The sequence below is a fragment of the Streptomyces shaanxiensis genome (genome assembly GCF_039537145.1).
Taxonomy (GTDB): Bacteria; Actinomycetota; Actinomycetes; order Streptomycetales; family Streptomycetaceae; genus Streptomyces; species Streptomyces shaanxiensis.
On record NZ_BAAAZY010000028.1, the window covers coordinates 98989 to 113197 of the forward strand.

The 14209-nt window shown below is 71.5% G+C and carries 14 protein-coding genes; 13 read left to right on the plus strand and 1 reads right to left on the minus strand.

Going from position 1 to position 14209, the window contains the following annotated elements; all coding sequences use genetic code 11:
* Positions 1-94: 94 nt before the first annotated feature.
* From egtA to ABD932_RS38720, 5 genes are all read left to right on the plus strand, one after another.
* Positions 95-1399, plus strand: a complete 1305-nt coding sequence (gene egtA, locus ABD932_RS38700) for an ergothioneine biosynthesis glutamate--cysteine ligase EgtA (protein WP_345020463.1) — start codon at positions 95-97, stop codon at positions 1397-1399.
* Positions 1396-2712, plus strand: coding sequence for an ergothioneine biosynthesis protein EgtB (egtB, locus tag ABD932_RS38705; protein WP_345020464.1), 1317 nt, complete (start codon positions 1396-1398; stop codon positions 2710-2712). Before egtA ends, egtB begins: the two co-directional genes overlap by 4 nt.
* On the plus strand, positions 2712-3509 hold the full coding sequence (gene egtC, locus ABD932_RS38710) for an ergothioneine biosynthesis protein EgtC (protein ID WP_345020465.1): 798 nt from the start codon (positions 2712-2714) through the stop codon (positions 3507-3509). The genes egtB and egtC overlap by 1 nt, the downstream gene beginning before the upstream one ends.
* Entirely contained in the window at positions 3506-4468 is a 963-nt protein-coding gene (gene egtD / locus ABD932_RS38715; RefSeq protein ID WP_345020468.1) for an L-histidine N(alpha)-methyltransferase, read from the plus strand. The genes egtC and egtD overlap by 4 nt, the downstream gene beginning before the upstream one ends.
* Positions 4469-4559: 91 nt before the next feature.
* Positions 4560-4775 (plus strand): dodecin, encoded by a 216-nt coding sequence (locus tag ABD932_RS38720; protein ID WP_126388835.1) that lies wholly within the window; start codon positions 4560-4562, stop codon positions 4773-4775.
* Between the two features lie 83 nt (positions 4776-4858).
* Here ABD932_RS38720 and ABD932_RS38725 read toward each other — a convergent pair whose 3' ends face one another.
* Complete coding sequence (locus ABD932_RS38725) at positions 4859-5350, minus strand: phosphatase domain-containing protein (protein WP_345020471.1); 492 nt, start codon at positions 5348-5350, stop codon at positions 4859-4861.
* 98 nt (positions 5351-5448) lie between these two features.
* Between ABD932_RS38725 and ABD932_RS38730 the strand changes: the two genes are divergently transcribed.
* From ABD932_RS38730 to ABD932_RS38765, 8 genes are all read left to right on the plus strand, one after another.
* A complete protein-coding gene (locus ABD932_RS38730) occupies positions 5449-6672 on the plus strand; it encodes a right-handed parallel beta-helix repeat-containing protein (protein WP_345020474.1) in 1224 nt (407 codons plus the stop codon).
* 255 nt (positions 6673-6927) lie between these two features.
* The gene (locus ABD932_RS38735; RefSeq protein ID WP_345020475.1) at positions 6928-7410 is read left to right on the plus strand and encodes a DUF485 domain-containing protein; all 483 of its coding nucleotides are present in this window, start codon (positions 6928-6930) and stop codon (positions 7408-7410) included.
* Positions 7404-9008: a sodium/solute symporter gene (locus ABD932_RS38740; RefSeq protein ID WP_345020477.1), complete on the plus strand. Its 1605-nt coding sequence runs from the start codon at positions 7404-7406 to the stop codon at positions 9006-9008. Before ABD932_RS38735 ends, ABD932_RS38740 begins: the two co-directional genes overlap by 7 nt.
* Before the next feature lie 14 nt (positions 9009-9022).
* Complete coding sequence (locus ABD932_RS38745) at positions 9023-9430, plus strand: (2Fe-2S) ferredoxin domain-containing protein (RefSeq protein ID WP_250081657.1); 408 nt, start codon at positions 9023-9025, stop codon at positions 9428-9430.
* 116 nt (positions 9431-9546) lie between these two features.
* Positions 9547-9717 carry a 50S ribosomal protein L32 gene (rpmF, locus tag ABD932_RS38750; RefSeq protein WP_030052879.1) on the plus strand — a complete coding sequence of 57 codons (171 nt, stop codon included), beginning with the start codon at positions 9547-9549 and terminating at the stop codon, positions 9715-9717.
* 5 nt (positions 9718-9722) lie between these two features.
* Entirely contained in the window at positions 9723-10916 is a 1194-nt protein-coding gene (locus ABD932_RS38755) for a GTP-binding protein (protein ID WP_345020482.1), read from the plus strand.
* 78 nt (positions 10917-10994) lie between these two features.
* Positions 10995-12677 (plus strand): helix-turn-helix transcriptional regulator, encoded by a 1683-nt coding sequence (locus ABD932_RS38760; RefSeq protein WP_345020484.1) that lies wholly within the window; start codon positions 10995-10997, stop codon positions 12675-12677.
* A gap of 130 nt (positions 12678-12807) precedes the next feature.
* Positions 12808-14193, plus strand: coding sequence for an FAD-binding oxidoreductase (locus tag ABD932_RS38765; protein WP_345020485.1), 1386 nt, complete (start codon positions 12808-12810; stop codon positions 14191-14193).
* Positions 14194-14209: the final 16 nt, after the last annotated feature.

Here is a 14209-nt window from a genome sequence, read left to right on the forward strand (position 1 = left end):
GGAGCGGCGCGAGGGTCTTGGGTGGGACGAGTGTGCCGGCCCGCCCACAAGATCCGGGCCGGGCGGCACCGTGGACTCTCAGGAGGATCGCGACATGTCCGATTCGGTGAGTGACTGTACGGAGCAACCCCGCTCCGCCGTCACCGAAGCCGAGGTGGAAGCCCTGGTCAGGGGCATCTGCTTCAAGACCGGCCCGCCCCGCACCCTCGGGGTCGAAGTGGAATGGCTCGTCCACGAGCTGCACAGCCCGCAGCTCCCCGTCATACCCGAACGACTCGAAGCGGCCTACGCCGCACTACGGACCGTGCCCCTGAGGTCGGCGCTCACCGTCGAACCCGGCGGTCAGCTGGAGCTGAGCTCCCCGCCCGCCACCTCGCTGATGGAGTGCATCGGTACCGTCTCCGCCGACCTCGCCGCCGTCCGCGCGGTACTGCGCAAGCACGATCTCGGTCTGGTCGGCCTCGGCAACGATCCCTGGCACTCGCCCCGCCGGTTCCTGCGCGAGCCGCGCTACGACGCGATGGAGGCGTGCCTGGACCGCGCGGGCCCGGCCGGCCGCGCCATGATGTGCACCTCGGCCTCCGTGCAGGTCTGCCTGGACGCCGGATACGAGGAGCCCGGCCCGCTCGGGCACGGGCGGCGCTGGTGGCTGGCGCATCAGCTGGGAGCGGTGCTGGTCGCCGTTTTCGCCAACTCCCCGCTGGCCGGGCGTGAGCCCACCGGCTGGCTCTCCACCCGGCAGCTGCTGTGGATGGAGATCGGCGCGGGCCGCGCGGGCGCACCACCGCTGGACGGCGATCCGCGGGCCGCCTGGGCGCGGCACGTGCTGGACTCGCCGGTGATGTGCGTACGGCGCGACGGCGGCCCGTGGGACGTCCCGGACGGGCTGTCGTTCCGGGAGTGGACCAGGTCGGGGGCGCCCAGAACGCCCACGCACGAGGACCTGGACTACCACCTCACGACGCTGTTCCCGCCGGTCAGACCGCGTGGCCACCTGGAGCTGCGCATGATCGACGCACAGCCGGGCGAGGACGGCTGGATCGTGCCGCTCGCCGTGACCACCGCGCTCTTCGACGACCCGAAGGCCGCCGAGACCGCCTACCGCGCGGTGAAGCCGCTGGCCGAGCGCGCCCTGCCGCTGCCTGCGCCGCACAATCCGCTGTGGATCGACGCGGCCAGATCGGGCCTCGCCGACCCCGAGCTGCACGAGGTCGCCCTGGAGTGCTTCGCGGCGGCCCTGGAGGCGCTGCCCCGGCTGGGGGCGACGGCCGAGGTCAGGGACGCCGTGGCGGCGTACCACGACCGCTATGTCGTCAAGGGCCGCTGCCCCGCCGACGACCTGCTGGACGAGCTCTACGGCACGGACCGCACCCTGCACGGGAAGGACGACCGGACATGACCGACCCCGCCCACGACGTCGACACCCTCCGCGAGCGGGCACTGACCACCCTCACCACCGCCCGTGCCCGGACGAGCCTGCTGACCTCCTGCGTCGAGGACCCCGACCTCACCGCCCAGCACTCGCCACTGATGTCCCCGCTGGTATGGGACCTCGCGCACATCGGCAACCAGGAAGAGCAGTGGCTGCTCAGGACGGTCGCCGGACGGGAGGCGATACGGCCCGAGATCGACGGCATCTACGACGCCTTCGAGCATCCGCGTGCCGAACGCCCCTCGCTGCCGCTGCTGCCACCGACCGAGGCCCGGCACTACGCGGCCGAGGTGCGCGGCCGCGTCCTGGACCTGCTGGAGAGCACCGCGTTCCACGGGACGCGGCTGACCGAGGCGGGCTTTGCCTTCGGGATGATCGCGCAGCACGAGCAGCAGCACGACGAGACGATGCTGATCACCCATCAGCTCCGCAAGGGCCCGCAGGCCCTGCACGCCCCGGACCCGGAACCGGCACCCCTGCTCACGGGGCCGTCCGAAGTGCTGGTCCCCGGCGGCCCGTTCACCATGGGCACCTCGACCGAACCGTGGGCGCTGGACAACGAACGCCCGGCGCACCGGCGCGAGGTGCCGGCGTTCTACATCGACACGACCCCGGTGACGAACGCCGCGTACCAGGCGTTCATCGCGGACGGCGGCTACGACGACGACCGCTGGTGGACGCCGGAGGGCTGGGCGCACATCCGGCAGCACTCCCTCCACGCCCCGCTGTTCTGGCGCCGGGACGGCAAGCAGTGGCTGCGCCGCCGCTTCGGCGTCACCGAGGTCGTACCGCCGGACGAGCCCGTCCTGCACGTGTGCTGGTACGAGGCCGACGCCTACGCCCGCTGGGCCGGGCGCCGCCTGCCCACCGAGGCCGAGTGGGAGAAGGCGGCCCGGCACGACCCGGCGGGCGACCGCTCGATGCGCTACCCGTGGGGTGACGCCGATCCGGAGCCGGAGCACGCCAACCTGGGCCAGCGGCACCTGCGCCCGGCGCCGGCCGGCAGCTACCCCGAGGGTGAGTCGCCGCTCGGTGTACGGCAGTTGATCGGTGACGTGTGGGAGTGGACGGCGAGCGACTTCGCGCCGTACCCGGGTTTCCAGGCATTCCCGTACAAGGAGTACTCGGAGGTGTTCTTCGGCCCCGAGTACAAGGTGCTGCGCGGCGGTTCGTTCGCCGTGGACGCGGTCGCCTGCCGGGGCACCTTCCGCAACTGGGACTACCCGATCCGGCGGCAGATCTTCTCCGGGTTCCGTACGGCCCGTTCGGGAGACGTCTGATGTGCCGTCATCTGGCCTATCTGGGCCCCGAGGAGCCGCTCGGCCGGCTCCTCGTGGAGCCCGCGCACGGGCTGTACCGCCAGTCGTGGGCGCCTCGGCGGCAGCGGTACGGGACCGTCAACGCCGATGGTTTCGGGATCGGTTGGTACGCCGAGGGTGACCCGGTGCCGGCGCGGTACCGCCGGGCCGGGCCCATCTGGGCGGACCTGTCCTTCGCCGACCTGGCCCGAGCCGTCCGCAGCACCGCGCTGCTCGCCGCCGTACGGGACGCGACGGTGGCGGGCGCCGACGGGGAGGCCGCGGCGGCGCCGTTCGCCGCGGGTCCCTGGCTGTTCAGCCACAACGGCGCCGTGAAGGGCTGGCCCGACTCGCTCGCGCCGCTCGTCCCGAGCCTGCCCGCGGCCGACCTGCTGTCGCTCGAGGCGCGCAATGACTCGGCGCTCGTCTGGGCGCTGGTCCTGGCTCGCCTGCGCGGCGGTGACGACGAGGGTCAGGCCCTGGCCGACACGGTCCTGGAGGTCGCCGAGGCGGCCCCGGGCTCCCGGCTCAACCTGCTGCTCACCAACGGCGAGACCATCACCGCGACGGCCTGGGGCGACACCCTCTGGTATCTGACCCGGCCCGGCGGCGGCACCGTCGTGGCCTCCGAGCCCTACGACGACGACCCGCACTGGCAGGAGGTTCCCGACCACACCCTGCTGGCGGCGAGCCGCACCGACGTCCTGCTCACCCCGCTCAAGGAACCGAGCGACGCCCTGCCACCCTCACCCGCACGACCGAAGGAGCCCAGCACGTGAGTCCGTTCCTTCTCACCCGCACCCTGCCCGAGGACGCCACCGACGCCGCACTGCGCGCCGACGTCTTGAAGGGCCTGACGAGCACGCCCAAGACGCTGCCGCCGAAGTGGTTCTACGACGCGCAGGGCAGCGAACTGTTCGAGCAGATCACCGAGTTGCCCGAGTACTACCCGACCCGCGCGGAGCGCGAGATCCTCGTCGACCGGGCCGGCGAGATCGCCGCGGCCAGCGGCGCCCGCACCCTGGTCGAACTCGGCTCGGGCTCCTCGGAGAAGACGCGGTACCTGCTCGACGCGCTGACCGGGCTGCACACCTACGTCCCGGTCGACGTCAGCGAGAGCGCGCTCGCGCAGGCCGGGGAGGCGCTCGTCGAGGAGCGGCCGGGGCTGAACGTGCATGCCCTGATCGCCGACTTCACCCGCGGGATGGCCCTGCCGGACACGCCGGGGCCCCGGCTGGTGGCGTTCCTCGGCGGCACGATCGGCAATCTGCTGCCGGCCGAGCGCGCGGCGTTCCTCGCCTCGGCGCGCGGTCTGCTCGCCCCCGGTGACGCGCTGCTGCTCGGGACGGACCTGGTGAAGGACGAGAAGGTCCTGGTCGAGGCGTACGACGACGCGGCCGGGGTGACGGCCGCCTTCAACAAGAACGTCCTGGCCGTGATCAACCGCGAATTGGGCGCCGACTTCGATCCCGGCGCCTTCGACCACGTGGCGCTCTGGGACACCCGCAACGAGTGGATCGAGATGCGGCTGCGCTCCCTGACCGCGCAGACGGTGAAGGTGCCCGCGCTCGACCTCGCCGTGGACTTCGCGGCGGGCGAGGAGATGCGCACCGAGGTCTCGGCGAAGTTCCGGAAGGAGGGTGTGGGCGCGGAACTGTCGGCGGCCGGGCTGGAACTGGCGCACTGGTGGACGGACCGTGAGGCCCGCTTCGCGCTGTCACTGAGCGTGGCGCGGTGACGGACGGCTCGCGCGATGTCCGGCCTTGGGGCACGGTGGAGTGACGCGTGACAAAGCCGCCATGGCCAAGTCACGGGAGAGGAGCACCCCCATGTCGAACCACACCTACCGGGTCACGGACATCGTCGGTACTTCGCCCGAGGGCGTGGACCAGGCCATCCGCAACGGCATCACGCGCGCCTCGCAGACCCTGCGCAATCTGGACTGGTTCGAGGTGGTCGAGGTCCGCGGCCAGCTCGACAACGGGGACATCGCGCACTGGCAGGTGACCATGAAGGTCGGCTTCCGCCTGGAGGACGCCGAGTAGGACGGGGGAAAGTCCACAGCCCGTCCACTCCCGCACTCCTGCCGGGTGACACTCCCGGTCCCGCCGGGTAGCAAACCCGGCCCTCAGGTCCGCCCCTCCTGCTCCTGCGCCACCTTCAGCGCGGCGGACGGGGCGGTCCAGCGCGCCCGTACGACGGAGAAACCGGCCCGTTCGGCGTCCTCGCAGACCAGCTCGTCGTCGTCCACGAGCACCCGGATGTCCCGGGTGCGGGCGAGGCGGCGCAGGATCTCCAGCTTGGTGCGCCGGGCGGGCCGGCGGTCGTCGTTGCGCCGCATGTGCACACGCCCCTCGGGCAATCCGTGCGCGGCGAGCCAGTCGAGCGTGTCGCGCCGGCAGCGCTCGGGCCGCCCGGTCAGATAGCGGACCTCGCACTCCTTCGCACACTCCAGCGCCAGCGCGATGCCCTCCATGAGGGGCGGGTCCTGCGGGGCGGCCGCGAAGAAGGCGTCCCAGTCGCGGGGCTTGCGCTCGAGGAAGTGCTGGCGGTGTGCCGTGTCGGCGAGGGTGTTGTCCAGGTCGAACACGGCGAGGGGGCGTGCGCTGCTGTCGGTCACACGCCTCACCCTAGACGGGCTGCGCACCCCGGCAACCTTCGCGCGCCGGGCGACCACTGCTGTGCGACAGGGCACGCAGGCGGAGGCGGGAGGCCCCCATGGGCAACACGGCGAGCGGCAGGCGGGGTACGGCGATCTGGACGGCGGCGGCGGTGAGTGCGGCCCTGCTGACGGTGTGGGGCCCGGCGGGCGAGGCGCACGGCGCGACGACGCTGGTCGTGGCGACCGACGGGAGCGACTCGGCGCCGGGCACCCCGGACCGGCCGCTGCGGACCGTGCAGCGGGCCGTGGACCTGGCGAAGCCCGGCGACGTCATCGCCGTACGCGGCGGCACGTACGCCCTCACCGACAACATCACCATCACGACGTCGGGCACCGCCGCGCAGCCCATCACCTTGAGCGCCTTCCAGGGCGAGCGCGTGGTCGTCGACGGAGAGCAACTGCCCGCCAGCCACACGCCGGTCGGCGGCAGCATTCCACGGGCCGAGCGCGGCGCGATCCACATGGAGGCCTCGTACTGGCGGATCTCCGGCCTGGAGCTGGTCAACGGCCCGTACGGCGTGTATTGCGACGGCTGCAACAACAATGTCTTCTCCCGGCTGTCCACGCACGACAATTACGAGTCCGGCTTCCAGCTCCAGGGATCGTCCAGCAACAACCAGATCCTCAACTTGGACAGTTACGGCAATCGCGACCCCCGCAAGAACGGTGAGAGCGCGGACGGCCTGGCCGTGAAGGAGGGCAGCGGAACCGGCAACGTGGTGCGCGGGGCCCGGTTGTGGAACAACGTCGACGACGGGTTCGACGCCTGGAAGTTCGCTTCGCCGATTCTGATCGAGAACACCATCGCATACGGCAACGGCTACAACCGCTGGAACTTCCCGGACTTCTCGGGCGACGGAAACGGTTTCAAGATGGGCGGCGGCAGCCCCGCCCCGGCGGTGGGCCACATCCTTCGCCACACGATCGCGTTCAAGAACGCGGCGCACGGCGTCACGGACAACGGCAATCCGGGAGCCCTGGCGCTGACCCGCAACACGACCTGGGCCAACGCTGGCACCGGCTTCGACGCCGACGTCGCGGGCGGCACCGCCACCCTCACCGCCAACCTGTCCGTCGCCGACCCACGCGCGGCGGCCGTCGGTTCGGGGACGGTGACCACCGGCAACTCCTGGAACCTGGGCGGAACTTGGGACGCGTCGTCGGTACTCAGCACCGATCCGAGCGCGATCACGGGCCCGCGCTCCGTCGACGGTTCGCCGCCGTCGGCCCCGAACTTCCTCGTGCCCCGCAGCGGCGCGGCTGTCGGCGCCCGGTTCTGAGCCGCTCGGCCGGGCCGCTCCGCGCGGGTCGCGTTTGAGACAGTCCGACCGAAACCAATGGTCCGGACTATTTCCAGGAAGCCCCTTTTCGCAGGCCACACAAGGTCGGGAAAGGATCACGAGGGACGTGAATGCGCCATCGAAGTACGGCTATTCACCCCTGCGGTTGATTCTTCAAAGAGCCCGCTGCCATACTCCGGCTTCTGGCTTCACAGCCGCTCACCACCTCCCCAGACAAAATGTCCGCGCCCCCGTATGTCCCCGGCATGCCGCAGCAAAGAAGGTGCGCCTGTGCCCGAGTTTTCACCTTGGCACGACAATTCTTTCACATACAGTCCCCCGAATAATGAACCAGGGCCCTCCCAGCGCATATCCGAAGATCCCGAATTTCACTCACTGCGCCGCGCCCAGCGCAGGTTCGGAGTCCGTGCGACGGTCCTGTCGGTCGGCGGTTTCCTGTTGTACGTGCTTCTGTCGCATTCCGTCCCCGACCTGATGAACCAGCGCCTGTTCGGCCACCTCACCCTCGGCCTCGCGCTGGGCCTCGGGCAGTTCCTCGTGATGGCCGTGACCTCCTGGTGCTACGTCCGCCATATGCGCACCCGGGTCGACCCACTCGCCCGCGGCCTCGGTTCACGACTGGACCAGCACGAAGCCCGCTCGCTCCGCACCGCCGCGTCCCGCGCCGATGCCGGGCAGACCGCCCCCTACGGCTCCAGGGGGTACCGCACATGGTGACCATGTCCGAAGGCATCGTCGACCGGTTCAGCCTGAACCTGACGTTCGTGCTGTTCCTGTCGGTGGTCGTGGTCACGCTGTTCATGGCACTGCTGACGGCCCCTCAGCGCGACGAGCTCAGCGAGTTCTACCTCGGCAACCGCACGATGTCCCCGCTGCGCAACGGCCTCGCCATGTGCGGCGACTACCTGTCGGCCGCGACCCTGCTGGGCAGCACCGGCCTGGTCGCCCTCAACGGGTACGACGGGCTTCTGTACCTCGGCGGCACGGTCGTCGCCTGGATGATGGTGCTGCTGCTCATCGCCGAACCCCTGCGCCGGGCGGGCAGGTTCACCCTGGGCGACACACTGGCCCTGCGCCTGACCCGGCTCCAGCGCCCGGCCCGCCTCGCCCTGGCCGTGTGCACCCTGGTCATCACGACCCTGTACCTGGTGGCCCAACTCGTCGGCAGCATGGCCCTGTTGACCCAGTTCACCGGCGAACCCAGCGCCGCGACCCGCACCCTGTGCGTGGTGGTGATCGGCACCATCGTCATCGTGTACGCCGCCATCGGCGGCGCGCCCGGCGCCACGGTCATCCAGATCATCAAGGCCGTGATGCTGGTGGCGGGCGTGACGGTCACCGCGGTCATGGTGCTCCACCACTACGACTGGAACCCCGACGCCCTGCTGTCCTCGGCCGCGAACAACAGCGGCACCGGCACACAGTTCCTCGAACCCGGACTGCGCTACGGCGTCAGCACGACCAGCAAGCTCGACTTCTTCAGCCTGGAACTGGCGATCGTCCTCGGCCTCGCCGCACTCCCCCACGTGCTCATGCGACTGCTCGCCCCGCGCAAGATCGACGTCCTGCGCTCCTCCGTCGTGTGGGCGGTGGGCCTGGTCGGCCTGGTCTGCCTGGCGGCCGGAGTCCTGGGCCTCGGGGCCACGGCGGTCGTCGGCCGGGAGACCATCGCGGAGACGGACCACAAGGGCGACTCCGCCGTCCTGCTGCTGGCCAACGCCCTCGGCGGCGGCATCCTCACGGCCCTGCTGTCCTGCCTCGCCTTCGTCACGCTGCTCGCGGTCGCGGCCGGCCTCGTTCTCGCCGCCGCCACGTCCCTCGCCCACGACCTGTACGGCGAGGTGATTCGCAAGGGCCGCGCGAGCGAGACCGAGGAACTGACCGTCGCCCGGCTGTCCGCGGCCGTCATCGGCATCCTCGCGATGATGCTCGCCCTCGTCTCCTGGGGCGCCAACACCGCGACGCTCGCTTTCCTCGCCTTCGCCATCGCGGCGTCCGCGATCCTGCCGACGATCGTGTACACCCTGTTCTGGCGTCGCTTCACCGGCGAGGGAGCGCTGCTCAGCCTCTGGGGCGGCCTGATCTGCTCGGTCCTGCTGGTCCTGTTCTCGCCCGTCGTCTCCTCCACGCCGGGCTCGTTCTACCCGGACTCCGACTTCGCCTGGTTCCCGTTGCAGAACCCGGGCATCGTCTCCATCCCCGCGGGCTTCCTCCTCGGCTGGCTCGGCAGCGTGCTGAGCAGCCGCCAGGAACCACAGGAGGACGCCGCCTACGAGGAGTTCGAGGTGCGGATGCTGGTGGGCGCGAAGGAGTAGGACATGCTTCTGTCATGCCTACCCGTACGTTTCTGATCGGCGCCGCCCGCGAGCGCCCTTGCACGCTCGTCGTCTGCCGGGGCTGCTGCTGCGGCAGTCCCGCCAAACACCCCGGCACCGATCACGCCTGGCAATTGGAGCGGCTGCGCGCCGCCGGGGCCGAGCACGGTTTCCAGGTCCGTACAACCGACTGCCTCGGCCCCTGCGACCAGGCCAACGTGATCGTCGTCCAGCCGTCGGCCGCGGGGCGCCGGGCCGGCGGACGGCCCACCTGGGTGGGCTTCGCGATGGACGACGACTCCACGGAGGAGGTCGTGCGGTGGGCGGCCGCGGGCGGACCGGGCCTCGCGGAGCCGCCCGTCACGCTGGAGTTGCAGTTCATCGCGCCACCGCGGGACGCACGGGTGCGGTCACGTCGCTGAGCCCGGGCGGTCCCCGCCGGCGATCCCCCGCCGGCCCTCACCAGGACCCCGTCAATTGTTAATGGGATCCATTTTCATGTAGCGTCCTCGGTGTTCACCCACCGAGGAGGTCCGTCATGGCTGTCCCCAAGCGGAAGATGTCCCGCAGCAACACCCGCCACCGCCGCGCCCAGTGGAAAGCGAGCACGCCCCAGCTCGTTCCCGTCACCATCGAAGGCGTCAGCCACCTCGTGCCGCAGCACCTGGTCAAGGCCTACGAGCGCGGGCTGCTGCGCCCCGAGGGCTGACCGGGATGCCGTACGACCGCCGTCTGCCCGTCACCGTCCTGTCAGGCTTCCTCGGGGCGGGCAAGACGACCCTGCTCAACCATGTGCTGGCCAACCGTCAGGGGCTGCGCGTGGCGGTCATCGTCAACGACATGAGCGAGGTCAACATCGACGCCGCGCTGGTGCGGGGCGGCGAGGCCGCACTGTCGCGGACCGAGGAACGCCTGGTCGAGATGACCAACGGCTGCATCTGCTGCACCCTGCGCGACGATCTCCTGGAAGAGGTCGACCGACTCGCCCGTGAGGGCCGTTTCGACCATCTGCTCATCGAGTCGTCCGGCATCTCCGAACCCATGCCGGTCGCGGCCACCTTCGCCTTCGCCCGCGACGACGGCGCCACGCTCGGCGACCTCGCCCTTCTGGACACCATGGTCACGGTCGTCGACGCCGCCAACTTCCTGTCCGAGCTGGACAGCGGCGAGGAACTCGTCGAGCGCGGCCTCGACCAGTACGAGGAAGACGAGCGCACCGTCAGCGATCTCCTCGTCGACCAGGTCGAGTTCGCGGACGTCATCGTGCTGAACAAGCTGGACCTGGTGGACGAGGCGACGGCGGACCGGCTGCGGGCGGCACTGCGCCGGCTCAACCCCTCCGCGCGGATCGTCGACACCGTACGCGGACAACTGCCGCTCCAAGAGGTCCTCGGCACGCGGCTGTTCGACCTGGAGCGCGCCCAGCAGGCCCCGGGCTGGGTACGTGAGCTCAACGGCGACCACGTGCCGGAGACCGAGGAATACGGGATCTCCTCCACGGTGTTCCGCTCCGCGGCGCCCTTCCACCCCGGGCGGTTGTGGACGTTCGTCACGGAGGAGCTCGACAGCGGCGCGTACGGCAAGGTGCTGCGCTCCAAGGGGTTCTTCACCCTCGCCAGCCGCCCGCGCGTGACGGGCCTGTGGTCGCAGGCCGGCTCCGTCGCCCGCTTCGAGCCCAGCGCCGCGCGGGACACCGACGCCCCGTACGCGCAGGAGCTGGTCTTCATCGGTACGCACCTGGACGCGGCGGCCCTGGAGGCCGCCCTGGCCGACTGCCTGATGGCGGACGGCGAGGACGTCCCGTCCGACGGCCCGCACTCCGACCCGTTCCCCGCCTGGGACACGTACGGCGTCGACGACACCTGCGAGCACGAGCACACGGCCGAGCTCCAGGGGGCCGCTCACTGACTCTCCCCCGGTCCCCGGCCGCTGCCTATCCTGGTGGGGGGCCGGTCCTGCTCGCAGAGCGCGAGAAGGGAGCCGCGGGTGACCGAGCGGACGATCGACAGGGCGACCGCGGACACCTTGCGGCGGGCCAGGGACGCCGCCGCCCGTGAGGCGTGGGCCGAGGCGTACGGGCTGCTGGGCGGCCTGGATCCCGGCTGGCTCACCCCCGACGACTGCGCCGCGTACGCCGACGCCGCATGGTGGACGAGCCGTGTCGATGAGTCGATCGTCCAGCGGATGCGGGCCTACTCCGGGTATGCGGCGCAGGGCGCGGCCCGACAGGCAGGGCACATGGCCTGGCTGCTCTGCTACGAGCACCAGCTCGCGGGACGCACCGCCCTGGCCGCCGGCTGGCTGCGCCGGGCGCGGCGGCATCTGCGGGGCGAGCCGGAGTGCGTCGAGCAGTGCTACCTCGCCTGGATGGATGCCGAGGACGCTCAGGCGCGCGGCGCGTTCGACGAGGCCATGGCCGCGGCCCGGCGCATGGCGGGGATCGCGCGGCGCTGTGGCAGCCCGGATCTGCTGGCCATGAGCGCGCAGGCGCAGGCGGGTGTCCTGGTGTCCCGAGGCCGGATCCGGGACGGACTCGATCTGCTGGATGACGCCATGTGCTCGGCCATGGCAGGTGAGCTCAGCTCCTTCTTCACCGGCTGGACCTACTGCCTGGGCCTCCAGCAGGCCATGGCGTGCGTCGATCTCGAACGCGCCGCCGAATGGACTGACGCGGCCATGCGGTGGTGCGCGTCCATGCCGGACGAGAACAACTACCGCGGACTGTGCCGGGTGCACCGGGTCGAGGTGCTGGAGCTGCGCGGCAACTGGACCGAGGCGCTCACCGAGGCCGAGCGGACCTGCGCGGAACTGCTGCCGTACGAGCGGCGGATGGCCGCCGAGGCGGTCTATCTGATCGGCCAGATCCTGCGGCGGCGCGGAGAGCTCGCCGCGGCGGAGGAGTCGTACGACCGCACCCACGAACTCGGCCGAGACCCGCAGCCCGGTCTCGCCCTGCTGAGGCTGTCCCAGGGCAAGGCCGACGCGTCTGCGACAGCCCTGCGGCTCGCCCTCGCGAGCGGGTCCGACGAGCCGCAGCGCGGCGGCCTGGAACGGTGCAGGCTGCTCGCGGCCCAGGTGGAGGTCTCGCTGGCGCTGGGCCGGACGGCCGAGGCCCGCGCGGCGGCCGAGGAGCTTCGGTCCCTGGCCGGTGACTGGCAGCGGCGGTGCGGTTCGGAGGCGACCCTGCTGCACGCGAGCGCCTCGGCGGCCTGCGGGGCGGTGGCCTTCGCCGCCCGGGACCTGGACCGCGCGCTGCTCCTGCTGCGCCGGGCGCTGACGCTCTGGCTGGAGCTTCGGGTGCCGTACGAGGCGGCCCAGGTGCGGATGACGCTGGCCGCGGCCGACCGGGCCGCCGGGGACGGCGAGGGGGCCCGGATGGAGCTGCGGGCCGCGGAGCAGGCCTTCCGGCAGCTCGGTGCCGTGCCCGACGCGCGCCGGGCCGCGGCCCTGCTCGCCGATGTGCGCCGGCGGCAGCCGAGCGGGCTCACCGAGCGGGAGATCCAGGTGCTGCGGCTGGTCGCGGCGGGCCGCACCAACCGGGCCGTCGCCGCCGAGCTGGTGATCAGCGAGCACACCGTCGCCCGGCACCTCAACAACATCTTCGCCAAGCTCGACGTGTCCTCGCGGGCGGCGGCGACGGCGTACGCGTACCGGCACGGACTGGTGTGACGCGCCCATGGGCCGTTCTGCCCATGCCCGGGCGGCCGGTATGGGCGATTCCGGCGATGAGCGCGCGCCCACTCCGCGCGTACACCGGAGGTGTCCCTTCCCGATCAGGAGTGGAGAGCAGGTGGTGGTGATGACCACCTACACGCCCACCTTCGACCACCAGCTGCTGGACCGGCTGCGCGGATCGTTGCGCGGTGAGACCGTCGAGCCCGGCGACCCCGACTACGACGAGGCCCGCAAGGTCTACAACGCGATGCACGACAGGCGGCCCGCGATCATCGTGCGGGCGGTCGACGCGGGCGATGTCATAGCCACGGTGGACTTCGCCCGCGAGCAGGGTCTGCCCCTCGCCGTGCGCGGCGGCAGCCACAGCGTCCCCGGCTATGGGACGTGCGACGGCGGTGCCGTCCTCGACCTCGGCCTGATGCGCGGCATCCGGGTCGACCCGCAGAGCCGTACGGCATGGGTGGAGGGCGGCTGCACCTGGGCGGACGTCAACCACGCCACGCACGCCTTCGGCCTGGCCACCACCGGAGGGATGGTCTCCACCACCGGCGTCGGTGGCCTCACCACGGGCGGCGGCATGGGGTACCTGGCCCGCCGCTGCGGTCTGGCCTGCGACAACCTGACCTCGGTGGACCTGGTGACGGCCGACGGGTCCTTCGTGACCTGCACCGACGAGCAGAACAGCGACCTGATGTGGGCGGTGCGCGGGGGCGGCGGGAACTTCGGGGTCGTCACGTCCTTCGCCTACCGGCTGCACCCCATCGCGGACATCCTCGGCGGCCCGACCTTCTTCCCGCTCGACGGCGACGTGATCCGCCGGTACCGGGAGTTGGTCGCCGAGGGCGACGAAAGGCTCGGCGCCACCTTCGTCGTAGGCCTCGGGCCGCCCGTGCCGTTCCTGCCCGAGCGCTGGCACGGGCGGCCGCTGTGCGGCCTGATCGCCTGCTGGACCGGGCCGCAGGACGAGGACGACCGGATCCGGGACCGGGTCGCCGCACTCGGCCCGGTCCTGGGCCGGCACCTGGAGCGCATGCCCTACCCGGTGATCAACACCCTGTTCGACGACCTGGTGCCGGCCGGGCTGTTCCACTACTGGAAGGGCGCCTTCACCCAGGGCCTGCCGGACGGCGCCGTCGACGCCTTCGTGAAGCACGGCGCCACCACGCCCTCGATCCAGAGCGTGACCGTCGTCTTCCCCATCGACGGGGCCTGCCATCGCGTCGGCCCGGAGGAGACCGCCTTCTCCTACCGGGACGCCGACTACTCGATCGCGCTCAGCCCGACCCTCGCCACCCGGGAGGACTGCGAGGCGCAGAAGGACTGGGTGCGTGCCTTCCACCGAGCGCTGGAACCGCACTCCATGGGAGGCGCCTACGTGAACTTCATGGACGGCGACGACCAGCATCGCGTACAGGCCAACTACCGCGGCAACCACACTCGTCTGACCGCCTTGAAGCGGCGCTACGACCCGGGCAACCTGTTCCGCCTCAACCACAACATCGCACCGTGAGGCAGGCGACGACGCC

What these genes read in the sequence shown, in the direction of transcription:
- egtA (WP_345020463.1), top strand. Translation starts at nt 95, where the DNA reads ATGTCCGATTCGGTGAGTGACTGTACGGAGCAACCCCGCTCCGCCGTC.
- egtB (WP_345020464.1), top strand. Translation starts at nt 1,396, where the DNA reads ATGACCGACCCCGCCCACGACGTCGACACCCTCCGCGAGCGGGCACTG.
- egtC (WP_345020465.1), top strand. Translation starts at nt 2,712, where the DNA reads ATGTGCCGTCATCTGGCCTATCTGGGCCCCGAGGAGCCGCTCGGCCGG.
- ABD932_RS38720 (WP_126388835.1), top strand. Translation starts at nt 4,560, where the DNA reads ATGTCGAACCACACCTACCGGGTCACGGACATCGTCGGTACTTCGCCC.
- ABD932_RS38730 (WP_345020474.1), top strand. Translation starts at nt 5,449, where the DNA reads ATGGGCAACACGGCGAGCGGCAGGCGGGGTACGGCGATCTGGACGGCG.
- ABD932_RS38735 (WP_345020475.1), top strand. Translation starts at nt 6,928, where the DNA reads ATGTCCCCGGCATGCCGCAGCAAAGAAGGTGCGCCTGTGCCCGAGTTT.
- ABD932_RS38740 (WP_345020477.1), top strand. Translation starts at nt 7,404, where the DNA reads ATGGTGACCATGTCCGAAGGCATCGTCGACCGGTTCAGCCTGAACCTG.
- ABD932_RS38745 (WP_250081657.1), top strand. Translation starts at nt 9,023, where the DNA reads ATGCCTACCCGTACGTTTCTGATCGGCGCCGCCCGCGAGCGCCCTTGC.
- rpmF (WP_030052879.1), top strand. Translation starts at nt 9,547, where the DNA reads ATGGCTGTCCCCAAGCGGAAGATGTCCCGCAGCAACACCCGCCACCGC.
- ABD932_RS38755 (WP_345020482.1), top strand. Translation starts at nt 9,723, where the DNA reads ATGCCGTACGACCGCCGTCTGCCCGTCACCGTCCTGTCAGGCTTCCTC.
- ABD932_RS38765 (WP_345020485.1), top strand. Translation starts at nt 12,808, where the DNA reads ATGACCACCTACACGCCCACCTTCGACCACCAGCTGCTGGACCGGCTG.